This window comes from Cellulosimicrobium sp. PMB13 (genome assembly GCF_051294865.1).
Lineage (GTDB): Bacteria > Actinomycetota > Actinomycetes > Actinomycetales > Cellulomonadaceae > Cellulosimicrobium.
This window is the reverse complement of record NZ_CP145910.1, coordinates 1,038,109-1,062,293: the sequence shown is the minus strand read 5'-3', so window position 1 is coordinate 1,062,293 and position 24,185 is coordinate 1,038,109. Positions and strand designations below refer to the sequence as shown.

The following is a 24,185-nucleotide window of genomic DNA, read 5'->3' as shown; positions in this document are numbered from 1 at the left end:
CGCCTGGCGGGACCGCTCGGCGTCTCCCCGACCTGCGGTCCCGCGCCCAGATGCGCATGACAGCGGCTCTCCGTGATGGAAGAGTGGCACCGCCCGGTCCGGCCCGCGGCATCAGGGGAGGACCCATGAGCACGACGACGACCGTCGTCCGCTTCGACGCCTTCGGCGGTCCCGAGGTGCTGCGCGTCGCCGACGAGGACGTCGCGGCGCCCGGCCCCGACCAGGTCCGCGTCGCCAACCGCGTGATCGGGGTCAACCCGGCCGACCTCAAGCGGCTCGCCGGTGCGTTCGGCGGGAGGGTCCCGGGCGTCCTCGGCTTCGAGGCGGCGGGCGTGGTGGACGCCGTCGGGGCCGACGTCGAGGGGTTCGCTCCCGGTGACGAGGTCGTGTGGCACGGGACGGGGGCGCAGCGCGCGCTCTCCGTCGTGCGGGCCGACCACGTGCGGCAGCGACCGTCGTCGGTCCCGGTGGAGCAGGCCGCCGTCCTGCCGGTCGCGGCGGCGACGGCGTTCTCTGCGCTCGTGCAGGCCGACGTCGGCGAGGGGGACGTCCTGCTGCTCCACGGCGCGAGCGGCGGCGTCGGGTCCGCCGCGGTGCAGGTCGCGCACGCCCTGGGGGCGCGCGTCGTCGGGACCGCCTCGCCCGCGAACCACGACTACCTGCGCGGGCTCGGCGCGACACCCGTGGCCTACGGGCCCGGCCTCGTCGACGCGGTCCGCGCGCTCCCCGACGGGCTGGCCGAGGTGAGCGTCGTCGTCGACCTCGTCGGCACCCCGGAGACCGTCGCCGCCACGGTCGAGCTGCTGGGCGAGGACCTCGCGCCCGCCGACCCCGACGAGCCTCCGCGGGCCGTCACCGTCGTCGGGTCGGACCTGTCCCGGGCCGCGGGGATCGTCGACAAGGTCGACGCCCGAGGTGCGCTCGACGAGGTGCTCGCGCTGGCCGAGGACGGGCGGTTGCGCCTGGAGATCTCCCGCCGGTTCCCGCTGGCCGAGGCGGCCGAGGCGCTGCGCGTCGTCGCGGGCGGCCACGTGCGGGGAAAGGTCGTGCTCGAGGTCCGGACCGGCGCCGAGTAAGACCGAGACGGGCGTCCAGGTCCTGTGACGCTGCGCACAAGTGCGCGACGACAGCCGCAGGATCCCGCCGATCTGCCGGCACAGGCCGCGTCAATCTTCTTGCACCTCGGCCTCCCGCCGGTGTCCAATCCTTAGCATGCGTAAGTACCTGGCCGCTACCGCGGCGCTCTCCTGTGCCCTTCTCCTGGCGTCCTGCGCGTCGACGACCGACCCGTCGAGCGACGACGCCACCGCCCCCACCGACGAGACCACGACGGCCCAGTCCGAGGTCCCCGAGCCCACGGTCATCGAGATCGCCCAGTCCTGCGCCGGTTTCTACGACGGCGCCGAGAACTCGCTCGCCACGCGCGTCGACGCGACCCTCCCGCTGACGGCCGAGGCCCTGACCGACGAGAGCGCGGTCGAGATCACGACCACGCGCGACAAGATCGCGTCCGTCCAGCGCTTCGCCGACGTGGAGCTCCAGGAGAACCTCAACGGCATCAAGGCCCCCTTCGAGGCGTCGCTCACCGGTGCCACGGTCGAGACCGACGGCGTCCAGCCCGCGCTCGACGGTCTGCGCGAGCAGTGCACCGAGGCCGGGTACGCGTTCGCGTCCTGATCCCCTGCGCCGCGGTCGAGCGCCCCGTCCCCCTCGGGGGCGGGGCGCTCTCGCGTCGCCGCCCGTCGCCTCCCGTCACCGCCCGGGGAGATGCGACCATCCGCGCCGCTGCCCACCATGAAGGAGCACGGGCCCGTCCGGGCCCACCGACGGAGGTGGCTCACCATGGGGATCGACGACCTGAAGAACAAGGCGTCCGGCGCGCTGGACAGCGACAAGGGCGAGAAGGCGTCCGACGCCGCGCTCGACAAGGGTGGCGACGCCGCCTCGAAGGCCACGGGCGGCAAGCACGACGAGCAGATCGACCAGGGCGCCGACCGCGCCGACAAGGCCGTCGGTCAGGAATGACGCCGTAGCGCCCGTCGCGCGCGCTCGACGGACGACCCGTGCCACGATCGGCCCATGCCCGTCGTGGAGTCCTCGCTCGTCGTCCCCGTCGACCCCGCGACGGCGTTCGCCGTCTCGCAGACCACCGGGGACGTCCGGCTGCGCTGGGACCCGTTCATCCGCGACCAGCGCTTCCTCGACGGCGCGACCGCACCCGCCAAGGGGGTCCGGACCCTCACGCGCCACCGCACCGGCCTGACGATGGTCAGCGAGTACGTGTCCTACAACCCGCCGACGAACGTCGGCATGCGCATGGTCCGCGGGTCGTGGTTCTTCGAGAACCTCGCGGGGGGCTGGCGGTTCGCGCCCGACCCGTCGGGCGGCACGCGTGCGACGTGGCGCTACAGCTTCCGCTGCCGCCCGCGCTGGCTCGCGCCGCTCGCGGAGCGGGTCGGGTCGTGGGTGCTCGGCCGCGACATCGACCACCGCATCGCCGGGTTCGCGCGCGGCTGCGCCGACCCGGTCGTGCTCGCCGCCGTCGGCGAGAGGACCTGAGCGCGCGCGGAGAGCAGCGTCCGCACCGGCCGGCGGCACCCTGGGGCCACGGACCCGGCACCCCGGGACCACGGGCACCGGCACCCCAGGACGACGCGCACGCGGTCCTCGCGGCGTAGCGTGCGATCCATGGGACCGCTCGACCGCCGACGCCCGCGAGCGTTCCTCGCCCTGGCGGTCCTCGCGGTCTCCGTCGTCGGCACCCTCGGTGCCGCGCACGGGCAGCCGGCGGCCCGCCCGCTCGACGCCGGCGGCGTCGCGCTGCTCGCGGTCTCGCCGCTGGTCCTCCTGCTGCTCCTGCCGCGCCCCGTCGCCGCGGTGCCCGTCGCGGTCGGCGGGGTCGCGGTCTTCCTGCTGGCCGGCTACCCGTGGGGCCCGGCGATCGCCGGGCCGGTCGCGGTGCTCGCCGGCGTGGTCCTCAGCGGTCCGGTGGCGCGGGGACGCCGGCTCGCCTGGGCGGGTGCGGCGCTGCTGGCCGGCGTCGTGGTCGCGGCGTCCGCCGTCCGTCCTGACGCACCGCCGCCGGCCTCGCTCGTCGGCGGCACGGCGTGGACCGCCGTCGTGCTGCTCGCCGCCGGCGCCGTCAGGGACCGTGCCGCGCGGATCGCCGAGACGCGCGCGGCCGACCGGGCCGCGCGCGTCGAGCGCGAGCGGGCGGCGGTCGCCGACGAGCGGCTGCGCATCGCGCGCGAGGTCCACGACGTCCTCGCGCACTCCCTCTCCGCGATCACCGTGCAGGCGGGCGTCGGCCTGCACCTGCTCGACCGCGACCCCGAGCAGGCCCGGAGCGCCCTGACGTCCATCCGGGCGACGAGCACGGACGCGCTCGACGAGGTGCGCGCGGTGCTCGGCGTGGTCCGTGCGGAGCCCGGCGACCCGGACGGTCGTGCGACGGCGCCGCCCCTCGCGCCGACCTGGGACCTCGGCGCGCTGGGGCACCTGGTGCGGCAGGCCGAGGCGGCGGGCCCCGACGTCGACCTCCACGTCGACCGGGCTGCCCACGACCTCCCCGACCACCTCGTAGGAGTCGTCTACCGCGTCGTCCAGGAGTCGCTGACGAACGTCCGCCGGCACGCGCCGGCCGCGACGCGCGTCGAGGTCCGGGTCGCCACGACCGCGAGGGAGGTGACCGTGGACGTCACCGACGACGGTGGCCCGCCGCCCGCCACGGTCGGACCCGGACACGGCCTGCGCGGCATGCGCGAGCGGCTCGAGACGGTCGGCGGCTCCCTCGACGCCGGGCCGTCGCCCTCTGGACAGGGCTTCCGCGTCCGGGCAGTCTTCCCCTGGGCCGGGCGACCGGCCCGGGAGTGCGCCACGTGCGAGGAGGCACCGTGATCGACGTCGTGCTGGCCGACGACCAGGCTCTCGTGCGCGGCGGCTTCCGCGCGCTCATCGACTCCGAGGACGACATGCGGGTGGTCGGCGAGGCAGCGACAGGCGACGACGCGGTGCGCCTCGCGCTCGAGCACCTGCCCGACGTCGTGCTCATGGACATCCGCATGCCCGGTCTCGACGGGCTGGAGGCGACGCGGCGCATCGTCGCGGACCGTGCGGCGACGCACGTGCACGTCGTGGTGGTCACGACGTTCGAGCTGGACGAGTACGTGACGGACGCGATCCGCGGCGGCGCGAGCGGGTTCCTCGTCAAGGACACCGAGCCCGCCGAGCTCGTCCGGGCCGTGCGCGTCACGGCGCGTGGCGACGCGCTGCTCTCCCCCACGGTGACCCGACGCCTCCTGGCCCGGGTGGCCGACGCGACGCGCGCCGTCCGGCCCACCGCCGGCGTCGACGACCTCACGCCGCGCGAGCGCGAGGTGCTCGTCGAGGTCGCGGGCGGGCTCTCGAACGAGGAGATCGCGAGCTCCCTCCACCTGTCGGAGTCGACGGTCAAGACCCACGTCTCGCGCACCATGGCGAAGCTGCGGGCGCGCGACCGCGCGCAGCTCGTCGTCGCGGCCTACGAGTCGGGAATCGTCCGCCCCGGCTGGGCGGGCTGACGCGGGCGCGTGGCGGGGACCGGCGACCGGTACAGCGGGGGTACCCGGCGCGGTACGGACGGGGGACGACACGGCGCCGGGCCGGCGCGAGCCTGGGAGCGCGGCCCGCAGCAGGCGGCCGTGCTCGCCGGACCGGCGGGCCTCACGCACCGGAGGTCGTCATGCTCACCGCACTCACCACCACCGCCGCGGCCGCCGCGCCGGGCACCCACTGGGGTCCGGGCCCGTGGTGGTTCGTCTTCCCCCTGCTGTGGTTCCTGCTCTTCGCCTCCGTGGTCTTCCTCGTCGCACGGCGCGCGCGCCGCGGCTGGGGTCCGGGCGGCTCCTGGCGGCAGTCCGGACCCGACCCGGTCACGGTCCTCGGTGAGCGCTTCGCCCGCGGCGAGATCGACGAGCAGGAGTACCGCACGCGGCTGACCGTCCTGCGCGAGCCGCGGCCGCCGCAGGGCTGACACCGGCCGAGCCCGTGCGTCCTGCGCACGAGAACGGGGTCGGCCACCGCATCCCGGAGGAGACGGTGGCCGACCCCGTGCTCGGAGGTGGGCGGAGGCGTGCTCGGCGTCAGCGCGCGCCGGCCGCCGCGGTCTCCTTCACGGTCTCGGCACCGGGCTCGTCCGTCGTGCCCGACGGCGTCGCCCCCACCGCGGTCGCGTCGCCCTCGACCGGGGCGTCGTCGTCCGCGAAGAGGTCCTCCGCCGACGCGGACTCGTACTGCTCGACGTCGAGGATGCCCTCGCGCTTGGCGACGATCGTCGGCACGAGCGCCTGGCCCGCGACGTTGACGGCCGTGCGGCCCATGTCGAGGATCGGGTCGATCGCGAGCAGCAGGCCCACGCCCGCGAGCGGCAGGCCGAGCGTCGAGAGCGTCAGCGTGAGCATGACGACCGCGCCGGTGAGCCCCGCGGTCGCGGCGGACCCGACGACGGACACGAACGCGATGAGCAGGTAGTCGGTGATCGACAGGTCGACGTTGAAGATCTCTGCGACGAAGATCGCCGAGATCGCGGGGTAGATCGAGGCGCAGCCGTCCATCTTGGTCGTCGCGGCGAGCGGCACGGCGAACGACGCGTACTCGCTCGGCACGCCGAGGTTGCGCTCGGTGACGCGCTGCGTCACGGGGAGCGTGCCGATGGAGGAGCGCGACACGAACGCGAGCTGGATCGCGGGCCACGCGCCCTTGAAGTAGCTCGTGATCTTCAGGCCGTTGGTGCGCAGCAGCACCGGGTACACGACGAACAGCACGAGGGCGAGGCCGACGTAGATCGCCGCGGCGAACCACGCGAGGGAGCTGAGCGAGCTCCAGCCGTAGGTCGCGATCGCGTTCCCGATGAGGCCCAGCGTGCCGATCGGCGCGAGGCGGATGATCCACCACAGCACCTTCTGGATGATCGCGAGCGCGGAGCGGTTGAACGCGAGGAACGGGTCCGCCTTGGAGCCGGACTTGAGCGCCGCGATGCCGATGACGAGCGCGACGACGAGGATCTGCAGCACGTTGAAGTTGACGGACGTCGTCGCGGTCACCGCGCCGTCCGCGGCGGTCTCCACCTGCGTGCCCGCACCGAGGCCCAGGACGTTGCCCGGGATGAGCCCGGTGAGGAAGTCGATCCACGTGCCGGTCTTACCCGGCTCGGCGGCGTCGTCGAGCGACACGGACGCGTGGTTGCCCGGCTGGAAGATCAGCCCGAGCCCGATGCCGACGGCCACGGAGATCGCGGCGGTGATCGCGAACCACAGGAGCGTCTGGCCCGCGAGGCGCGCGGCGTTCGTGACGGTCCGCAGGTTCGCGATCGACGCGACGATCGCGGTGAAGATGAGCGGCGGGACGATCGCCTTGAGCAGCGTGACGAACGAGCTGCCGATCGTCGCGAGGGTCGTGGTGAGGCCGTTGGGGACCTCGCCGTCGGCGTCCTGCGGGCCCATCGCGAGGGCGATGCCGCCGAGCACGACGCCCAGCGCGAGGCCGATGAGGATCTGGGCGCTGAACGACGGGAAGCGGCGCTTGCGCGCCGAGGGTGCCGGGGTCGTGGTCCTGGCCGACGCGGCGACGTCGTCGCGGCCGGGGGAAGCCTGCGCGGCGGGCTTCGAGGGGGTCGATGACACGGAGGGGCCTTTCGGTGCTCGGGTGGCACGGGCGCACGACGCGACCGCACCCGGGAGAGGGGGGCGGGGTCGTGGTCGCAGGACGTCCCGGTGTCGGGGCGAGGAATCACCCGGGTGACGTGCACCCCTGGCGCGGGAGCACGCGCGCGGACCTGTCAGGGGCGCAGGTCAGCGGGGTGACCTGCGATCCTGACGACCGGGGGCGCGGCGCAGCGGGGCGCGGGGGCCGGGAGCGTCAGCGACGACGACGGGTCAGCGACACAGAGCGCTGGCGACTCGACGGAGGTCGACGTCGCGGCGCTCGGTGAGGTACCAGGTCGGCACGCTGACGGACACGGAGGTGTCTCCCGAGGTTCGGCGGTTCGCGGAGTTCCACTGCGGGCCCGATCGTCGCCCGCGGCACCCGATCCTACCCGTCGGATGCCAACGCACGTCCACGCCGTCTCATTCCCCGCGCGCTGCGGACCGTCGCGGGGGTACGGCTGCGGACCTTCGCCGGGGTGCGAACGACGGCGTCGCGGCTAGGTTCGTGCCCATGCGCAAGCGGGTGACCGGGGCGGCCGTGGCGGCCACCGGGACGTGGACCGACCCCGACGGCGTGCGGATGCCGGCGGGGGAGGTCCACGCCTGGGAGCGCGGCACCAACTCCACCGTCTGCGGCCTCCAGCTCAGCCGTCAGGGCCTGGTCCGCTTCCCGCACGTCACCTGGGCGGACGCGCAGCCGGCCACCGGCCGGGACGCCGACGCCGTCTCGTCGGTGTGCCGCCGGTGCTCGGCCGGCACGGGGGCGCGCCGCGACGAGCGGCCGTGGCGCCGGGTCGACCCGCGGCCCTGACCCGGCTCCGCGATCAGCCCTGGTTCGGCGCGTCGAGGAACGCGCGCATGAGCGGCCCGGCGGTCGCGGAGCCGCCCTCCCCCGTCTCGACGAAGACGGCCACGGCCAGGTCGCCCTGGGTCGCGATCATCCACGCGTGCGACTGGTTGCCGTCGCCGTACTGCGCCGTCCCGGTCTTCGCCCCGACCTCCTCCGGCAGGTCGGCGAGCATGTCCGCGGAGCCGTCCGTGACGACGGCGCGCATGAGGCTGCGCAGCGTCGCGGCCTCGTCCTCGGTGAGGTCGCCCGACGGCTGCTCCGCCGAGGCGGGCTGCACGTCGGGGCGCACGAGGACCGGCGCGACCCGGTGCCCGGCGGCGACGCTCGCCGCGACCGTCGCCATGCCGAGCGGCGAGGCGAGGATCCGGCCCTGGCCGATCATCGAGGCCGCGTGGTCGGTGCCCTCGGCGTCCGCGGGCACGTCGCCCCAGAACGCCGGGGCTCCGAGGTCCGCCTCGACGCCGAGCCCGAGCGACGCCGCGGCGTCGTGCAGCGCCTGCTGCGTCACGGTGTCGCGCTGGCCGATCATCGCGGTGTTGCACGAGTTCGCGAAGGCGGTGCGCAGCGGCACTTCGCCGAGCGCGTCGGTCGGGTAGCCGGGGACGTTCTGGAACGTGCGGCCGTCGACGGTGATCTCGGGCGGGCACGACACCACCGAGTCCGGCGTGAGGCCCGCGCGGAGCATCGCGAGCGTCGTCGCGACCTTGAAGGTCGAGCCCGGGGCGTACTGACCCGCCGTGGCCGTCGACAACCCCTCCCCGGCGGTCCCGCTCGCCGCGGCGAGCACCTCGCCCGTGGACGGCCGGATCGCGACGATCGCGCTGGGCGACGTCTGCCCCGCGAGCACCTGTTCGGCGGCGACCTGCATCTCGGGGCGCAGGGTCGTGCTCAGCGGGACGCCCGCGACCGGCTCGACCGAGAACACCTCGGTCGTCGCCTCGTCGGGCGTGCTGCCGTCGGGGACGACCGAGATCGAGACGCCGGGCGTGCCGCGCAGCTGCTCGTCGTACTGGCGCTGCAGGCCCGAGAGCCCGACCGTGTCCCCGGCGACGACCGCGCCGTCGGACTCCTCGACGATCTCGGCCGTCGCCTCGCCGACGCGCCCGAGGATCGGCCGGGCGAACTCGCGCGTGGGCGCGAGCGGCATCTCGTCGTCCAGCACCGAGACGCCGTCGATCTGGCGGGCCGCGTCGACGTCGATCCCGGCCGTGTCCTCCGTCCGCACCGTGATCGCCTCGACGAACGCCTTCTCCCCCGCACCCGCGACGCGCTGCGCGAACTCCTCCGGGTCGATCCCGACGACGCCCGCGAGCGCGCGCGCCGTGCCGTCCCACGCGCCCGCGTCGACGCGGGTCTTGTCCACGCCGATCCGGTACACGGGGCGGTCGGCGACGATCGGGACGTCGTCGAGCCCGAGGATCTGTGCGCGCTCCGCCCGGACCCGGTCGACGGCGAGCCGGTCGCCCTGCGCGAGGTCCGGGACGAGCACGTCGGGCTCCCAGGCCGCCTCCCAGCGGCCCGGACCGTCCTCGCCCTCGGCCGGCTCGGCGAACGTCAGGTCGACGTCGGTCGTGTACTCCCACGCGGCGTCGTCGGTGACGGTCCACCGGTACGCGAGGGTCGCCGTCGCGCGCTCGTCGGCGTCCGCACCCTCCTCGTCCACGACCACGCCGTCGACCTCGACCGTGTGCTCGAACGCGGAGACGGGCTCGAAGACGGCCTCGAGGTGGCCCTGCACGTTCTCCGCCGTACCGTTCGAGAAGGCGAGAGCGGTCACGTCGCCCGCCGCGATGCCCTCGGCGAGGTCCGCCGCCGCGTCCTCGGCGGTCGGCCGGTCCTCGGTGCACGCCGCGAGCGGGAGCGCGAGGGCCGGGACGAGCAGCACGGCGGCCACCCTCCGGCGGACCGACCTGGGACGAACGTGTGCGACGGTGCTCACCGGGGCTCCCTGCTGCGACCTGACGGGACGCGAGGGACGCTACCGCACGGCACCCTCGCCGTGGACATCCCGGTCAGACCGGCCCGGATCGTCCGCGCCCTCTCCACACGCCGTCCGCGGTGCGGCGTCGCCACCCGGACGTCGGCCCCGCGCCCGACGACGCGGCCTGGCGCAGGCGTCAGTCCTCGCCCTCCGCGGGCGTCACCGGGCTGATCGCGTACCAGAGCCGGATCGCCTCGTCCCCGCCCGGACCGGGATCGTGGCTGATCTGGACCGACGTCACCACGTCGCCGTTGGAGCCGTTGATGCCCGTGCGCGCCCGCACCCCGCCCGACCGCGACTCCGTGAGCGACGCCGGGAGCTCGTCGAGCCAGCGGTCGACCTGCTCGCGCGGGAAACCCAGCACCTCCGCGTCCGCCAGGAGCTGGTGGTGCACGGCCTCGCCGCCGGACAGCGAACGGAACACGTTGATGGCGTTGACGTACCCGCGCCGCGGCTGGATCGTCAGCTCCTCGGCCGTCGTCGACCACGTCCCGTCCGGCAGGACGAGCTCGACCTCGGCGCCTCCGCCGGGGACGTCCACGATCGCCATCTGGTCCCCCAGCCCCACCGACTCGGCGGTGATCGGGCTGCTCACGTCCCAGCGCATCGGTGCGCCCTCCTCGATGTCGTCGATCGTCGTCCCTCTCTCCGTGCCGGCGCTGCCCGTGCTGCCCGACGACGTCGCCGCCCCCTGGTCGTCCGGGTCGCCGAAGGTCACCGAGCAGGCGGCGGTGCCGAGCCCCAGCGCCAGGGCGAGGGCAGCCGCGGCGGTCGCGCGGGCGGCCGTCACTTGTCCACGTCCACGTCCCACTCGGTCAGTCTGTCAAGGATCCGCCCGATCCGTCCGGGATCGGTGAGCCGGTAGTCGTCGATGCGCTGCGACACGTCCGTCCCGACGATCTGCGCGGCGTGCGCCGGGTCTTGGGTGACGAGCTCCTGGTACGCGGGCAGGGTGTCGTTCGCGATGTAGTCCCAGCGCGTCGCCTGGTCCGCGATGTTGCCGCCGGGCAGCGGCGTCTCGACCGAGATGCTCCCCTGCACGGGGTTGTCGAGCGAGATGCCGGTGAACGGGATGCCGATGCTCTCCGGCCCCGGGGTCTCGACGTTCACGGTCAACGGGTCGTGCTGCGCGTACGTGCCGGCGCCCGGGATGGACGGCTCCCCGACGAGCGTCATGAGGTACGTGAACGCCTCGCCCGTGCCCGCGTGGTCGCGCATCGTCTGCCAGTCGTCCGCGATGATCTGGTTCTGCTCGCGCCACAGCAGGGCCGTGTTGCCGTCGGCGAGCGCCTCCGCGTCCCCGGCGCGGCCGGCCTCGATGTCCGCCCAGGCCTGGTACGCGGCGTCGTCGACGACGCCCGCCTCGACGAGCCGCTCCATCTCCGGCAGCCCGCCGTGCAGGTACGCCTCGTGCATGACGGCCTGGTCGACGAAGATCTCGCGCTGCATCGACAGGAACTGGTTTTCGTAGAACGCGAGCTCGGCGTCCGTCATGCCGGCGACCGCGGCGAGCGCCGCGGGGGTGACGCCGGGCGGCAGGTGCGCGGCGCCGTCCTGCACCCCCTGCGCGAGCTGGCGCATCATGTCGAGGTCGAAGAACCCGGCGGCGAAGGACGGCCCGATCATCGCCGCCATGCCGGCCCACTGCATCCACGGCTGGTCGAGGTACAGCTCGGCGTAGTAGCTGTACACGGACTCGATGATCTCCCGGTTGGCCGACGCCCCCGCCGACGGGTCCCAGTCGCCGAACGCGAACCCGGCCTCCGCGGCCGCGGTGCGCGTCCAGTGCGCGACGGCGAGGTCGCCGAACCCCGCGGAGTCCGGGTCGACGCCCTGCGCGACGAGCCGCCCGTACAGCGCCGCCACCTGCGCGTCCGTCGCCGACGCCAGCCAGTCGGCGCGCTCGGCCGCGTCCATCGCGAGGTACTCGGACGGCGTCGGGGTGGGGACGCTCCCGGGTCCCGCGCCCGGCGCCCCCGGCGACGTCGGCCCGCCCGGTCCACCGGGCCCGCCGGCACCACCGGGCCCGCCCGCTGCGCTCGCGGACTCCTGCTGGTCGGCGTCGCGGCGCAGCGTCTCGGCAGTCCGGTCGAGGAGAGCGGCGGCGGCGAGCACCGCGGGAGCGAGCGTCGAGGACCAGTCCGTGCGGAAGGTCGAGGCGTCGGGGCCGTCCCACCGGGTCGAGGACTCGACGAGGGACACCACCTGGCCGCGGGCGCCGCGCAGCGTGTCGGCCCCCGAGACCATGACGTCCGCGAGGGCGCGCAGGGCCGCGACGTCGGCGCCCCAGGATCCACTCACGACGTGCTCCTCGATCGTGCGCGGCGCGGGCACGACGACGAGGACGACGACCCGGGACGTCCGCAGGCACGGACGGTCGACGGCGAGGCTACGGCGCACCGGCCCCGCTCGCGATGGGGAGGTCTGCCCATGCGTTCGGCGTGCGAGCGCACGTCGAGGTGCGGCCGGCCCGGGCACGCGGTCGGCGCGGGCACGCGGTCAGGACGCGAGCGACGCGCCCATCCTCCGGACGGCCTCGGCGAGCACGTCGACGTTCGTCGCGAGGTTGAGGCGCACGTGCCCCTCTCCGCCGGGCCCGAACCGTCGCCCGTCCTCGAGCGCGACGCGGGCCCGGTCGAGGAACCAGCCGCGCGGGTCCGCCGCGGGCGACCGCGCGCCGTCGGGCACGGTGCTGCCCGGGGACGCCGCCGGACCGGCGAGCCCTCGGCAGTCCAGCCACGCCAGGTAGGTCGCCTCGCCCGGCCGGCACCGCACGCCGGGCAGGTGCTCCGCGAGGAGGTCGGCGAGCAGCCACGCGTTGCGCTCGACGCCGGCGAGGACCGCGTCGAGCCACGCGTCCCCGTGGTCGAGCGCCGCGACGTGCGCGAGGACCGCGACGTGGTGCACGCCGTGGCTCGCCTCCTCGGGGATGCGCCGCAGGTCCGCGACCGCGCCCGGACCGCCCACGGCCGCGGCGGCCTTGATGCCCGGCAGGTTGAACGCCTTGGACGCGGACACGACCGCCACCGCGTCGTCGGACCCGGCGACGGTGAGCAGCGGCGTGTGCGCGCTGGCCGGGCGGCCGTCGAGCCCCGGCCGCGTGATCGGGGCGTGGATCTCGTCCGCGACGACGCGCACCCCGTAGCGCGCGGCGAGCGCGAGGCCCGCGGCGAGCTCGTCGCGCGTGTGCGCGGTGCCGGTGGGGTTGTGCGGGTTGCACACGAGCCAGACGGCGCGGCGCCCCGACCCGGGACCGCTGCCGTGGGCCGCGGCGCCCGTCGCCTCCGCGAACGCGCGCTCGAGCGCGTCGAGGTCGAGACGCAGGTCCGCGCCGAGGGGCGCGGCGACGACCCGCCGGCCCTCGTTCCGCACGAACCCGAAGAACGGCGGGTAGACGGGCGGGTTCACGACGACGGCGTCGCCGGGCGCGGTGAGCACGCGCAGCACCTCGACGACCGCGACCATGACGTCGGGCAGCGTGCGCGTCGTCGTCGGGTCGAACGACCAGCCCCAGCGGCGCTCGGCGAAGCGCGCGTACGCCTCGCCGTACACCGTGCCGTGGTCGTAGCCCGTGTCTCCGGAGCGCATCGCCGCCGCCACGGCCTCCACGACGGGCTCGCACGGCGCGGCGTCCATCTCGGCGACGAACAGCGGCAGGACGTCCGGGTCGAACGTGCGCCACTTCACCGACGTCCGACGGCGCAGCTCGTCGAGCGTGAGGACGTCCAGCGGGGTGCGCAGCGAGGTTCCGGTCATGGGTCCCAGGCTAGGAGGCCTCGCCGCCCTGCGACGGTCCGGCGGCGAGCGGCGCAGTGGTCGGCTCCTCGGCCGCGGCGTTCGCCGGGCTCGTCGCGAGCACGACGCACCCGGCGACGGCGAGCACCGTCGCGACGACCGCCGGCACGCCCCAGCCGTCGCGCACGACGTCGTCGAGCACGAGCAGCCCCACGGCGCCGGGCACGAGGACCTCCACCACGGAGACCGTCGCGGCGACGGACCCGACGCTGCCCTTCTCGAGCGCCCGCAGGTAGCCCAGGACACCGGCCGCCCCCGCGGCGACGATCGCGACGGCGAGCGGCTGGAGGACGGTGTCGAGGAGGTCGCCCGACGCGTGCGCCCCGCGGGCGGCGACCGCGGCGACGGAGTAGCCCAGACCGCCGAGCAGGGCGAGGAGGATCGGGTGGCCACGGCGGTAGGCCAGCGCGACGGCGGCGACCAGCGCGACCGAGACCACGACCGTCCACGTCGTGAAGGCGGCCGGGGGCTCGGAGGCCGGCTGCTCCCCCGCCGCGAGCGCCAGCACGACGAGCGCGCCGACGACCACCCCGATCCAGAGGAGGTCGGTGCGCCGCAGCGCCGCGTGCAGGACCACGCGGGCCAGGATCACGACGCCCACGAGCGACGACGCGACGACCGCCTGGACGACGAAGAGCGGCAGGTGGTCCAGGGCGAGCAGCGACAGGAGGAACGCGACGCCGTCGAGCGCGAGACCGCCGAGGACGAGCGGGTGCCGCACCGCGGCGAGCCCGTGGGCACGCCGCGTCGCGACGGCCTGCATGATCGTGCTCACCGCGTAGGCGACGGCGGCACCCACCGCCGCGGCGACGGACCAGATCACGGCGCCGTCCCGACGCCGCGCAGGAAGCGCCCGACGACCGGGATCTCCGTGACGCCCTCCGCACCTGCGAGCACGAGCGCCTGCGCGGCGGTGTACTCCGCCGAGTCGAGCACCACGTACCGCGGCGTCCAGACCGGGTCGAACTTCTCGTTGAACGCGCCGAGCGTCTCCATCTGCGTCCCCTTCGCCAGGCGGCGCAGGACCGGTCGCGCGAGCTGGTCCACGCGGCCGTCGCGCTCCCCCTCGAGCACCTCGCGCATGACCGCGAAGTTCAGCCCGAGACCGCGCATCCCCCGTGCCGCGACCTCGGCGATCGTCGCGACGATCGTGGCGTCGATGAGACCGTTCGGCACGTCCTGCGCGTCGGTGCGCCGGCGCATGACGTCGAGCGACCAGCCGTCGATCGCCGCCGCCGGGACCCACTGGCAGAACGCGTCGACGCGTCCGTCAGCGTTCCGGGTCACCGAGAGCACGAGCCCGGTGTCGGCGGGGTCGAACAGGCGCGAGAGCGTCATGGAGAACCCGCGCTCGTCCTCGCCCTGGCGCGACTCGTCGCTCATCGCGAGGATCTGCTCGCGCAGCGCGGGGTCGAGCGTCGCCGGGTCGTGGAACGTCGTCGCGTACCCGCTGCGCGCGACCCGGTTGACCGCCTGCCGCAGCGACTTGTGGTCGTGGCCCGCGAGCGTGAACGTCGTGCAGTCGACCGTCGCCTCGTCGCCGAGGTAGACGCGGCGCAGGCCGCTGCGCTCGTAGACCGGCAGCCAGTCCTCCGCGGCCGCGACCACCGCGATGGACCAGCCCGACGCCGCCGCGTGGTCGAGGAGCTCGGCCCACGTCGCCTCGCGCTCGTCGACCGGCCCGATCGGGTCCGGGGACACGAGGCACACCCCGCCGCGCACCGAGTGCGCGACGACGCTGCGGCCGACGAAGAACCAGTCCTTGTCGTCGCGCAGCGCGAAGTAGTCGAGCGTCCCGCCCCCGTACCGCTGCACGACGGCGCGTGCCCGCTCGCGCTCCTCGCGGTGCTCCGCGGGGCCGAGCCGGCGCGCCTCGCGCGGCGATCCGAGCCACCACATGACGAGCACGAGCACGACGAGGTCGACCCCGGTCGACACCCCGGCCACCGCCGTCACGAGCCCGCTGTCGAGCGCACCCTCCGGGTCGTCGGCGCGCAGGACCACGACGACGAGCGCCGCGATCGCGAGGAGCCACGCGCCCACGAGGAGCAGGAGCAGGAGTCCGGCCCGGCGGACCGCTCGGCGGGTCGGGAGCACGGGGAACGAGCGCCAGCGCGTCGCGAGCCACACCGCGGCGGCGACGACCACGACGGACGGGATCACGTCGACCCCCCGCGCCGTGTGCGTCCCGGCCGTGAGCACGAGCACCACGACCGTGACGATCCACGCGAGGCGGTGCCCGCGGCGGAGGCCGCGCGCCATGAGCAGCAGCACGACGGAGTCGACGAGGAGCGTCGTCGACGCGGTACCGGGCAGCAGGCCCGGCACGACGTCGCGGTAGAGGGCCAGGTGCGTCCACAGGCCGCGGACCAGCACGGCGAGGACGCCGAGGATCCCCAGGGCGAGGACGACGCGCGACGCGACGACGCGCACGCGCACGCGGCGTCGTTGCTCGTCGAGCGGCGACCGGACGACGGGGGACGCGGCCGGGGCCGGGGCGGGTTCCACGCACCTGATCATCCGGGACCGGGTCCCGGAGCGCACGCCTGCGCGACGCCGACGTCCGCTCCGTCGGGCGCCTGCGCCGCGTCTGCGCACCGTGGCACACTGAGCCGTCCTCAGTGCCCGCGTCGCGCGGGACGACTCCGACCGACTGGTGGTGGCAGTGCTCGTCGCGGAACGCAGGGCCCGCATCCTGGCAGAGGTGCGTCGACGCGGCGCCGTGAGCATCGCCGAGCTGTCCGACCTCCTCGGCGTGAGCGGCATGACGGTGCGCCGGGACATCGAGGCGCTCGACGACGAGGGCAGGCTCGACAAGGTGCGCGGCGGCGCGACGGCCCGGCGCTCGGCGAGCGCGGAGGAGCTGGGGTTCGCGTCACGGACCGAGCGGCAGCTCGCGGAGAAGCGTGCGATCGCGCGGCGGGCGGCGACCCTCGTCGCGCCCGGCATGTCCGTCGGGCTGTCCGGCGGGACCACCACCTGGGCGCTCGCACAGGAGCTGCACGGCGTCCCGAACCTCACCGTGGTCACGAACTCGCTGCCGATCGCCGACCTGTTCCAGCGTCCGGGCCGCGCGGACGAGCCCTACACCCAGACCGTCGTGCTCACGGGTGGCGTGCGCACGCCCTCCGACGCGCTCGTGGGTCCCGTCGCCGTGCGCTCGCTCGAGCACCTGCACTGCGACGTCGTGTTCCTCGGGGTGCACGGCGTCGACCTGCACGCCGGCCTGACGACGCCCAACCTCCTCGAGGCCGAGACGGACCGGGCGCTCGTCGCGGCGGGACGCGAGTCCGTCGTGCTCGCCGACCACACGAAGTGGGGCGCCGTCGGTCTGACGACGATCGTCGACCTCGACGACGTCGACCGCCTCGTCACCGACGACGGCCTCGAGCAGGAGGCGCGCGAGGTGCTCGCGGAGCACGTGGGCGAGCTGTGGGTCGTCCCGGTCGCCGACGGCTCCTGACGGACTGCGCCGGTCGGGTCGGCCCGTCAGCGCGCGGTGCTGGCCCGCGCGACGACCCGTGCGTCGACGACGAGGTGCTGGACCGGCAGGTCCGCGCCGGGGGGCGACACGATCTGCCGCTCGAGCTCGGTGAGCGCCGCCTGCACGATGCCCTCCTTGTCGGCGGCGACGCTCGTCAGGGCCGGAGTCGCGAACCGGGCGGCGCGCACGTCGTCGATACCGGTCACGGCGACGTCCTGCGGCACGCGCAGGCCGGCCTCGTGGATCGCGGCGAGGACGCCGAAGGCGACCGAGTCGTTCGAGCACACGACGCCGTCGAAGGGGGTACCGCTCGCGACGAGCAGCCGCGCGACGCGCAGACCCTCCTCGGACGTGAACGACTCGACCTGGGCGACGAGGCCTGGCTCGTCGGCGAGACCGAGCTGCGACACCGCCTCGCGGTACCCGGCGTACCGGCGGTCGGCCGCGTCCGACGGACGCGCGTCGCGCGGACCGACGAACGCGACGCGCTCGCAGCCCACGCTCTGCAGGTGCTCGGTCGCGGCGAACGCCGCGGCGCGGTTGTCGATCGTCACGTGCGTGAAGGGGCTGACCAGGATGTGCTCGCCGAGCAGCACGAGCGGACCCGGCGCCGTCCGGCGGGTCAGGTCGGCGACCGTGAGCGAGCGCGGGATGTGGATCAGCCCGTCGGTCGGGGGCAGGCCGACGCCGTTCGCGACGTCCACCTCCCGGTCGTGGTCGCCCTCGGTCTGCTGGATGAGGATCGACAGGCCCCGCTCGCCGGCGCGCCGCACGAGCAGCGCGGTGAGCTCGGCGAAATAGGGCTCCTCGAGGTCCGGCACCGCGAGCGCGACGATGCCGGTGCGGTCCAAGTGCGGCAGGGGCGCGGAGCGTGCGGGCGCGGGGCGGGAGTCGGCCACGGTGCTGCTCCTCGGTGCTCGGGCGGGTCTCGGGGACATCATGGCGCGCGACCGCGTCATGCCTGCACCCGCAGCGCGACGACACGCGCCTGCGGCGCCCCGTTGGTCGAGGACACGACGAGGCGCACCGCCCGCAGGGGCCCGACGTCGACGGGCAGCGGGTGGACGCGGTGGCGCCACCGGTTGTCGGTCTCGTCGACGACGGCGACCCACGCGTCGTCGGCCGCGTCGGCGGAGAGGACCTCGACCCGGTAGTCCTTGACGAGCTCGGGCAGGATCTCGTGCGGGCTGCGGTGGTGGTGCAGCGTGTTGAGCTCCAGGTCGACGTCGTCGTCGAAGACGACGCGCACCTCGCGCGCGACGACCGGGCCGTCCCAGTCGAGGCGGAGCCACTCGTCGCGGCCCGGGGACATCGGCGCCGACGCCCACAGCTGGGGCCCGCCGAACGGGCGGTTGTAGCCCGACGTCGCCCGCTCCGGGGCGAGAGCCTGCGTGTCGGGACCGGCACGGAAGACGACCGACCGGCCGCGCAACGGCTTCGTGGGCCACTGGACGAGCAGCTCGTCCTGCGAGACCTCGACGTTCTGGTCGTCGTTGTCGGTGCGGTGGACGAGCGTCAGGACGCCGGGGGGCAGCGGCGACGTCGTGCGGACCGTGACGTCGGGGTTGGCGCGCAGCACGACGACCGCGTTCTGCGGCACGTCGGGCGCGAACGGGACGCGGGCGGTCACCCAGGCGGGCTCGTCGCCCGCGGTCAGCTCGACGTCGGTCTTCGTCTCGAGCCGGACGGGCACGACGTTCTGCGGCTTGCCCGTCGACCACACCTCGACGCCGAGCGTCGTGTCCCGACGTGCCGAGACGAGCAGGTCGACCGTCTCCAGGGCAGGGTGGACGGGCACGACGATCCCGAGGTCGTCCACGAGGTCGTGGGGACGCACGTCCGCACCGCCGTCGGGCGTGCCGAGCGCACGCGGGTCCGCGGCGACCGTCGTCGTCGTGCTCGACGCCGTGACGCGGGCCGAGCGCGCGAGGTCGTGCGGGTCCTCGTTCGCCACGCCGACGACCGGGGCGTCCCAGCGCAGGAGCGTCTGGCGCAGGTCGGCGAGGTGGTCGGTGTACAGGCCCCGCGGCGTCGTGCCGTGCTCGACGCACAGCGCTGCGGCCGTGCCCGCGGCCTGCCCCATCGCACCGCACGTCGCCATGACCCGGCTCGCTCCGAACGCGATGTGCGTCGCCGACATGTCCCGGCCCGCCATGAGCATGTTCTCGACGTTCACGGAGTACAGAGACCGGAACGGGATCTCGAAGACGCCGTCGGAGAAGCGCTGGACCGCACCCGACCCCTCGGCGTACATGCCCTGGGCGGGGTGCAGGTCGATGGACCATCCTCCGAACGCGACGCCGTCCTCGAAGACGGTCTGCCCGACGATGTCGCCCTGGTGCAGCGTGTAGTCGCCCACGAACCGGCGGTACTCGCGCTTGCCGGGCACGTTGCCGATCCACTCGAGCGTGAGGTTGTCGGCGTCGAACTCGCCCGAGTTCTTGATGTGGTCCCAGATGCCGAGGATGACGGAGCGCAGCTCGTCGCGGATGCGCTCGTTGTCGTCGACGATGTCGAGCTCGCCACCCCACTCGATCCACCAGTAGTGCGCACCGCTGTCGCCGCTGCGGATCACGCGGTTCATGGGGATCGGGGTGGTCGTGATGTCCTTCGCCGTCTCAGGCGCCACGTACTTCACGGGGAACCCCAGGTCGCGCGTGTAGAACAGCAGCGTCGACCCGAGGAACTCGCGGACCGGCTCCTCGGGCGCCCAGTCCTCCCCGAACTCGTCACGCCCCTCCTTGCCGAGGCGGTAGCGAGCGCCCGCGAGGTGTCCGACGAGCCCGTCCCCCGTGCAGTCCAGGAAGACCGGCGCGGTGAAGGTCGTGAGGATCTCCGAGCCCATGGTCCAGCCGGTCACGGACTCGATGCGGCGCGCGTCGTCCGGCCCGGAGGCGACGACCTCGCGCACGTCCGTGTTGAGGAACAGCCGCAGGTTCTCCTCGCGGCGCACGGTGTCCAGCACGACGTCGTCCCAGTAGACCGGGTTCCCCTCCGGGTTGCGGTACTGGTTCTCGACGTACATCTCGCCGACGATCCCGGTCTCGCGGGCCCAGCGCTGGTTCCCGTGCGCCGTCGCGCCGCACACCCAGACGCGCACCTCGGACGACGAGTTGCCCCCCAGGACCGGGCGGTTGTTCACGAGGACCACCTGCCGTCCCATGCGCGCCGCCGCGACGGCGGCGCTCACCCCGGCGAGTCCCCCTCCGACCACGACGATGTCGGCTTCGACGGTCTGCGTTCGCATGTGTCCTTCAGTCCTTCGTTCGGTGCGTGCCGGCCGGTGGCCGGTCGTGCGGTGCTGGTCCTGGTCCTCAGCCGCAGCTCGCGGCGTCGTGCTCGTGGGTCGTCGTCACCCCCGCCGCCGTGACGCGGACCGTGCCCGCGGCGACCTGGGCGGAGCGCGTCGAGAACGCCTGGTAGAGGTTCGCGCCGGGCGCGACGGTGCCGGAGCGCGAGCCGTGGTCGGTCGCGAGGGTGACGTCGACCGGGGCGCCTGCGCCGGTGTCGGCCGGGACGCTCGCACGGACCGCGACGTAGGCCCGCCCCGCGAGGCAGCGCGCGTCGACCTCGACGACGACCGGCGACGCCGGGGTCGCGGACGTGCGGGCGAGCCACGCGACCGACTCGGCGAACGCCGTGTTGACGTTGACCCAGCCCTCGGTGTGCCCGATGTTCCCGAGCGTCGGCTCGTAGGGGTAGTGCCCGTTCTTGGGGGACCCGTCGAGAACGCCGGGCAGACCCTGCAGGATGCCGTATCCGCCCTGGTACTCGGAGAACCAGCCCTTGTCGAGGCCCTCGAACGCGAGGTCGGGGTCGGTCACGCGGTACTGCGCGGCGCGTCCGGTCGGGTTGCGGCCGAAGACGTTGTCGACGTGCGCCGCGGCGATCTCCCGCAGGCGGCCCGCGCGCGGGTCGTCGTCGCCGAGCAGGCTCGCCGCAGCGAGAGCGGGCGCCGCGAAGCCCCCGACGTTGCCTGCCTCGTTCGGGTCCTCGCCCTGGCCGCCGCCCGTGAACGGCGGGATGGTCCAGCGGTCCGTCGCCGTGCCGGAGTCGTCGTACTTGCGGAAGTCCCAGAGGTTGTCGCTGCGGTCCACGACGACGTCGGTCCACCGGGACACGAAGTCGGCCACGGCATCAGGGGTCGCTTCGGGGTGGTCCTGCGCGAGCCGGACGAGCGAGGTCACGAGGACCCACTCGGACTGGCGCTGGCCCTTGGTGACCCGCACGTCCGCGGGGTCGAGGTTCTCGGCGATCCATGCGGCCTGCGCGACGGCCGCATCGAGGTAGACGCCGGCGTCGTCGCGGCCCTCGCGGACGGCCACGTCGTGCAGGCGCAGGTTCGGCAGGATCGAGTGGCCTGGCACCAGCTCACCCTTCCCGGTCCCGACCTGCGTGTAGACGCCGAGCAGGTTCCCGTCGTAGTCCGGGGTGTACGCCTGCCACACGAACCGGTCCCGCGGCGTCTCGGACCAGTGCGCGAACGTGTAGTCGCGGACGCGGTCGTACGTGTCGCGCGGGACCCACCTCGCGACGGCCGGGTACGCGGCGAGGAACGACGCGAGCTGGCCCTTGAGCTGCGGCTCCGTCACCTCCTCGCGGACGTACACCTCGGCACCCCAGTAGAGGAGCTGCGCGACGAGCGGCGCGTCGTCGGGCAGGTCGTGCGGTGCGTTCGTGAACAACGCCGGGTCGCCGGGGACCGCGAGCACGCGCTCGGGGTCTGCCTCGAGCAGGTCCGCCAGCGTCGTCAGCTCGAACCCGTACTGCGACGCGTCGCGCCACGCGACGGCCTTGCGGCAGTCGACCGGTCCGGTCGCCTCGGACGCGAGCGCGCCCGTGCCGACCTTCGCGAAGTCGCCCCACCAGCACAGCGACCCCGCGAGGAAGCGCAGCGACTTCTCGGTCGCGACCCGTGCCGTCCAGTCCGGCCCGATGCCGAACTCGAACGACGTGCCCACGCCGGCCTCCCCGTCGACCTCGACGCGGAACGGGCCGGTCGACCCCGGTCGCAGGTCGGAGAAGTCCCCCACCTTCCCCGTGACCGTCCCGGAGCGGACCGTCGTCCCTGCGGCGTCGAGGACGCGGAACGTCGCGCCGTCCTCGGCGAGGGGTGCCGTGAAGCGCTTGGGCAGGTCGAGGTCGTAGCCCGACTGGTTGACCAGGACGGGCTGGGGGTCCGTGGGCGCTGTCCAGGCGCAGCCGACGGCGGACGTCGGGAAGCCGTCGGGCTCGGCGTCGAGCGCCGCGACCCGGACCGAGGTGACGGTGGCGTCCGCACGGTACGCGCCCAGCGCGATCGTGCCGCCCGAACCCTTCGCGGAGTGGACGGCGACCTGCTGGCCGTCGACGAGGAAGCGGATCAGACCGCCCCAGCGCTGCGCCGTCACCGTGTGCTGCGCGCCGAGCTCGACCGGCCCCCGGCCGGAGCACAGGGTGTTCGTCACCGGTTGCGCCGTACGGATCGCGTCCGTGCCGGAGATCTGCAGGGCGGTCCCGCCGTCCTGGATGCGCGTCGCGGTCTCGGGGACGTTCGCGACGAACGAGACGTTGCCGCCCGCCCCGAGCGCGTCCACCCGCACCTGCACGGAGGCCTCGAACCCGTCCGGCAGCGACACCGCGGACCCGGGCGTCACGTAGCTGCCGGCCGCGGCGGCACGGTTGTCGACCTCGGCCCAGTGGTTGTCCGTGTCCGATCCCGCGACCCACGCGGTGACGGGCGCGCCACCGACCGCCGTCCAGCCGGTCAGCCCGTCGGCGAAGTCCTCGTCGTACAGCACGTCGTCCGCGGCCGTCGCGGCACCGCCGGTCGACGTCGTGCCGAGCACGACGAGCAGGGCGGTGGCGACGAGAGCGGCGGTGCGTCGTTGCACGGTCCTCACGATGGCTCCTTCAGGCGGGGTCGGATGGGTCGGGCGTCGGGGGCGAGGGTGCGGGCGGGAGGCAGGTGGTGCCGGGCGGAGACCGGCCACGGAGGTGGACCGGCCTCGCCCGGGGTTCGGTCAGCCGATGAGCTTCTGCGCGGCCTCGCCGGCGTCCTTCATCGCGGTCGCGGGGTCCTTCTGCCCGACGAGCGCGGCCTGGACCTGCTCGGCGATCGCCGTCTCGACCTGCGCGTACTGCGGGTAGACCCAGAACGGGTTGGGCGTCGCGGTCGCCGTGATGCGCTCGCCGAACACGCGCGTGAACTCGTCGTCCTGGACCGGTGCCGACGCGAGGCCCGCCTCGGTCGTGGGCGGCAGCCCCAGCGCGGAGAAGTAGTCGACGGTCACCTTCTCGTCCGACGTCAGCCACTGCGCGAACTCGGCGGCGGTCCCGGCGCCGTCACCCTCGGCGACGACGACGGCATGGCCCCACACGAGGGCGCGCGGGTCGTCCCCGGCGTTCACGACGGGGCGCGAGAAGGGCACGAGCTTCGACCCGAGGTCGGGGTCGGGCGAGTCGGCGACGACGGCGCCCCGACCGACGATCGCGTCGTCGTACAGCGCGGCCTTGCCCTGGGAGAAGAGGGAGCGCGCATCGAACCGGTCGACGTCGGCGGCGATGAGCTTCTGGTCGTAGAGCTTCTTGTACCAGGTCACGGCCTCGATGCTCGCGTCGTCGCCGATGGTCACCTTGCCGTCCTCGAGGAGCGGGCTGCCGAACGTCTCCATCCAGATGAGGACGTCCTTGAGCTGCGCGACCTTCGTCGAGGCGGCGTAGGGGATGACCCCGCCGCCGATGCCCTGGAGCTCGACCAGCGCGGCCTCGAAGTCCTCGACCGACGACGGCAGCTCCGAGATGCCCACCTGGCCGAGCAGGTCGGAGTTGCCGATGAGGCCGATCGCACCGACGGTCCAGGGCAGTCCGTACTGGGTGCCGTCGTACTGGGCGGCCCGGAGCGCGGAGTCCGTGTAGCCGCGGCCCTCGGCGAGCCCGGACAGGTCCTGGAGCTTGCCGAGCGCGGCGAGGGAGCCGAGCCACGCGACGTCGACCTGCGCCGCGCCGGCGAACTGGCCGCCGCGGATCTGCAGGGTGAGCTGGTTGAGGTACTCGTTGTACGGGTAGGTGACCGGGGAGACCGTGATGCCGTCCTGCGCAGCGAACTGGTCGATGAGCCCCTGGATGACGGGCTTCGGGTTCTCCTCGCTGAGCGACCACGACGCGAAGGAGAAGTTCTCCGCCGCGGCGCCGGTCGTCGCAGCACCGGCCGACGTCGGGCTCGTGGCGGCTCCGCCGGACGGAGCGCACGCAGCGAGGGCGGCGACGCCTGCGCCGACGCCGAGGATCTGGAGCAGGCTCCGGCGGCTCAGCATGGTGGTGGTGGGGACGGACATCGGGGACCTCCACATCGAGGGTTCTTCTGGACGGTTCGGGGACGTGCGGGTGGTGCCGGTGGCGATCAGGTGGTGC

General features: G+C 74.6%; 21 protein-coding genes. 9 read left to right on the top strand and 12 right to left on the bottom strand.

Features of this window, described 5'->3' with window-relative positions:
* The first annotated feature begins 125 nt into the window (after positions 1 to 125).
* The 7 genes from V5D56_RS05055 (at position 126) to V5D56_RS05025 (ending at position 5,011) form a co-directional block, all read left to right on the top strand.
* Complete coding sequence (locus tag V5D56_RS05055; protein WP_435737965.1) at positions 126 to 1,076, top strand: quinone oxidoreductase family protein; 951 nt, start codon at positions 126 to 128, stop codon at positions 1,074 to 1,076.
* 136 nt (positions 1,077 to 1,212) lie between these two features.
* Positions 1,213 to 1,677: a hypothetical protein gene (locus tag V5D56_RS05050; RefSeq protein ID WP_435737964.1), complete on the top strand. Its 465-nt coding sequence runs from the start codon at positions 1,213 to 1,215 to the stop codon at positions 1,675 to 1,677.
* 165 nt (positions 1,678 to 1,842) lie between these two features.
* A complete protein-coding gene (locus V5D56_RS05045; RefSeq protein ID WP_435737963.1) occupies positions 1,843 to 2,025 on the top strand; it encodes an antitoxin in 183 nt (60 codons plus the stop codon).
* Between the two features lie 54 nt (positions 2,026 to 2,079).
* The gene (locus V5D56_RS05040; RefSeq protein ID WP_435737962.1) at positions 2,080 to 2,559 is read left to right on the top strand and encodes an SRPBCC family protein; all 480 of its coding nucleotides are present in this window, start codon (positions 2,080 to 2,082) and stop codon (positions 2,557 to 2,559) included.
* Positions 2,560 to 2,688: 129 nt separating this feature from the next.
* Positions 2,689 to 3,897 carry a sensor histidine kinase gene (locus V5D56_RS05035; protein ID WP_435737961.1) on the top strand — a complete coding sequence of 403 codons (1,209 nt, stop codon included), beginning with the start codon at positions 2,689 to 2,691 and terminating at the stop codon, positions 3,895 to 3,897.
* Complete coding sequence (locus V5D56_RS05030) at positions 3,894 to 4,559, top strand: response regulator (RefSeq protein ID WP_435737960.1); 666 nt, start codon at positions 3,894 to 3,896, stop codon at positions 4,557 to 4,559. Before V5D56_RS05035 ends, V5D56_RS05030 begins: the two co-directional genes overlap by 4 nt.
* 161 nt (positions 4,560 to 4,720) lie before the next feature.
* Positions 4,721 to 5,011, top strand: a complete 291-nt coding sequence (locus V5D56_RS05025) for an SHOCT domain-containing protein (RefSeq protein ID WP_435737959.1) — start codon at positions 4,721 to 4,723, stop codon at positions 5,009 to 5,011.
* A 109-nt stretch (positions 5,012 to 5,120) separates the two neighbouring features.
* Here the strand turns inward: V5D56_RS05025 and V5D56_RS05020 are convergent, their stop codons facing one another.
* Both V5D56_RS05020 and V5D56_RS05015 read right to left on the bottom strand, forming a co-directional pair.
* Positions 5,121 to 6,479 (bottom strand): dicarboxylate/amino acid:cation symporter, encoded by a 1,359-nt coding sequence (locus V5D56_RS05020; protein WP_435738956.1) that lies wholly within the window; start codon positions 6,477 to 6,479, stop codon positions 5,121 to 5,123.
* A gap of 432 nt (positions 6,480 to 6,911) precedes the next feature.
* On the bottom strand, positions 6,912 to 6,983 hold the full coding sequence (locus tag V5D56_RS05015; protein WP_366246654.1) for a putative leader peptide: 72 nt from the start codon (positions 6,981 to 6,983) through the stop codon (positions 6,912 to 6,914).
* 211 nt (positions 6,984 to 7,194) lie between these two features.
* On the opposite strand from V5D56_RS05015, the gene V5D56_RS05010 reads away from it, so the two are divergent.
* The gene (locus tag V5D56_RS05010) at positions 7,195 to 7,494 is read left to right on the top strand and encodes a hypothetical protein (protein WP_435737958.1); all 300 of its coding nucleotides are present in this window, start codon (positions 7,195 to 7,197) and stop codon (positions 7,492 to 7,494) included.
* A 13-nt stretch (positions 7,495 to 7,507) separates the two neighbouring features.
* Here V5D56_RS05010 and V5D56_RS05005 read toward each other — a convergent pair whose 3' ends face one another.
* From V5D56_RS05005 to V5D56_RS04980, 6 genes are all read right to left on the bottom strand, one after another.
* A complete protein-coding gene (locus V5D56_RS05005; protein WP_435737957.1) occupies positions 7,508 to 9,472 on the bottom strand; it encodes a penicillin-binding transpeptidase domain-containing protein in 1,965 nt (654 codons plus the stop codon).
* A 178-nt stretch (positions 9,473 to 9,650) separates the two neighbouring features.
* Entirely contained in the window at positions 9,651 to 10,304 is a 654-nt protein-coding gene (locus tag V5D56_RS05000; protein WP_435737956.1) for a hypothetical protein, read from the bottom strand.
* Positions 10,301 to 11,815: a WXG100 family type VII secretion target gene (locus V5D56_RS04995; protein WP_435737955.1), complete on the bottom strand. Its 1,515-nt coding sequence runs from the start codon at positions 11,813 to 11,815 to the stop codon at positions 10,301 to 10,303. Before V5D56_RS04995 ends, V5D56_RS05000 begins: the two co-directional genes overlap by 4 nt.
* A 198-nt stretch (positions 11,816 to 12,013) precedes the next feature.
* Complete coding sequence (locus V5D56_RS04990; protein ID WP_435737954.1) at positions 12,014 to 13,270, bottom strand: MalY/PatB family protein; 1,257 nt, start codon at positions 13,268 to 13,270, stop codon at positions 12,014 to 12,016.
* Between the two features lie 10 nt (positions 13,271 to 13,280).
* On the bottom strand, positions 13,281 to 14,132 hold the full coding sequence (locus V5D56_RS04985) for a hypothetical protein (RefSeq protein ID WP_435737953.1): 852 nt from the start codon (positions 14,130 to 14,132) through the stop codon (positions 13,281 to 13,283).
* Positions 14,129 to 15,817, bottom strand: a complete 1,689-nt coding sequence (locus V5D56_RS04980) for a bifunctional lysylphosphatidylglycerol flippase/synthetase MprF (RefSeq protein ID WP_435737952.1) — start codon at positions 15,815 to 15,817, stop codon at positions 14,129 to 14,131. Before V5D56_RS04980 ends, V5D56_RS04985 begins: the two co-directional genes overlap by 4 nt.
* Before the next feature lie 157 nt (positions 15,818 to 15,974).
* Between V5D56_RS04980 and V5D56_RS04975 the strand changes: the two genes are divergently transcribed.
* Entirely contained in the window at positions 15,975 to 16,772 is a 798-nt protein-coding gene (locus tag V5D56_RS04975) for a DeoR/GlpR family DNA-binding transcription regulator (RefSeq protein WP_435738955.1), read from the top strand.
* A gap of 26 nt (positions 16,773 to 16,798) precedes the next feature.
* Here the strand turns inward: V5D56_RS04975 and V5D56_RS04970 are convergent, their stop codons facing one another.
* The 4 genes from V5D56_RS04970 to V5D56_RS04955 form a co-directional block, all read right to left on the bottom strand.
* A complete protein-coding gene (locus tag V5D56_RS04970; protein WP_435737951.1) occupies positions 16,799 to 17,692 on the bottom strand; it encodes a LacI family DNA-binding transcriptional regulator in 894 nt (297 codons plus the stop codon).
* A gap of 56 nt (positions 17,693 to 17,748) precedes the next feature.
* Positions 17,749 to 20,040 (bottom strand): FAD-dependent oxidoreductase, encoded by a 2,292-nt coding sequence (locus tag V5D56_RS04965; RefSeq protein ID WP_435737950.1) that lies wholly within the window; start codon positions 20,038 to 20,040, stop codon positions 17,749 to 17,751.
* A gap of 67 nt (positions 20,041 to 20,107) precedes the next feature.
* Positions 20,108 to 22,675 (bottom strand): hypothetical protein, encoded by a 2,568-nt coding sequence (locus V5D56_RS04960; RefSeq protein WP_435737949.1) that lies wholly within the window; start codon positions 22,673 to 22,675, stop codon positions 20,108 to 20,110.
* A 120-nt stretch (positions 22,676 to 22,795) separates the two neighbouring features.
* Positions 22,796 to 24,109 carry an extracellular solute-binding protein gene (locus V5D56_RS04955; RefSeq protein WP_435737948.1) on the bottom strand — a complete coding sequence of 438 codons (1,314 nt, stop codon included), beginning with the start codon at positions 24,107 to 24,109 and terminating at the stop codon, positions 22,796 to 22,798.
* Positions 24,110 to 24,185 lie beyond the last annotated feature (76 nt).

Bases quoted from the DNA above. Each gene is read 5' to 3' on its own strand.
- V5D56_RS05055 (WP_435737965.1), top strand. From the start codon at position 126: ATGAGCACGACGACGACCGTCGTCCGCTTCGACGCCTTCGGCGGTCCC.
- V5D56_RS05050 (WP_435737964.1), top strand. From the start codon at position 1,213: ATGCGTAAGTACCTGGCCGCTACCGCGGCGCTCTCCTGTGCCCTTCTC.
- V5D56_RS05045 (WP_435737963.1), top strand. From the start codon at position 1,843: ATGGGGATCGACGACCTGAAGAACAAGGCGTCCGGCGCGCTGGACAGC.
- V5D56_RS05040 (WP_435737962.1), top strand. From the start codon at position 2,080: ATGCCCGTCGTGGAGTCCTCGCTCGTCGTCCCCGTCGACCCCGCGACG.
- V5D56_RS05035 (WP_435737961.1), top strand. From the start codon at position 2,689: ATGGGACCGCTCGACCGCCGACGCCCGCGAGCGTTCCTCGCCCTGGCG.
- V5D56_RS05025 (WP_435737959.1), top strand. From the start codon at position 4,721: ATGCTCACCGCACTCACCACCACCGCCGCGGCCGCCGCGCCGGGCACC.
- V5D56_RS05020 (WP_435738956.1), bottom strand. From the start codon at position 6,479: ATGGGCCCGCAGGACGCCGACGGCGAGGTCCCCAACGGCCTCACCACG.
- V5D56_RS05010 (WP_435737958.1), top strand. From the start codon at position 7,195: ATGCGCAAGCGGGTGACCGGGGCGGCCGTGGCGGCCACCGGGACGTGG.
- V5D56_RS04990 (WP_435737954.1), bottom strand. From the start codon at position 13,270: ATGACCGGAACCTCGCTGCGCACCCCGCTGGACGTCCTCACGCTCGAC.
- V5D56_RS04965 (WP_435737950.1), bottom strand. From the start codon at position 20,040: ATGCGAACGCAGACCGTCGAAGCCGACATCGTCGTGGTCGGAGGGGGA.
- V5D56_RS04955 (WP_435737948.1), bottom strand. From the start codon at position 24,109: ATGTCCGTCCCCACCACCACCATGCTGAGCCGCCGGAGCCTGCTCCAG.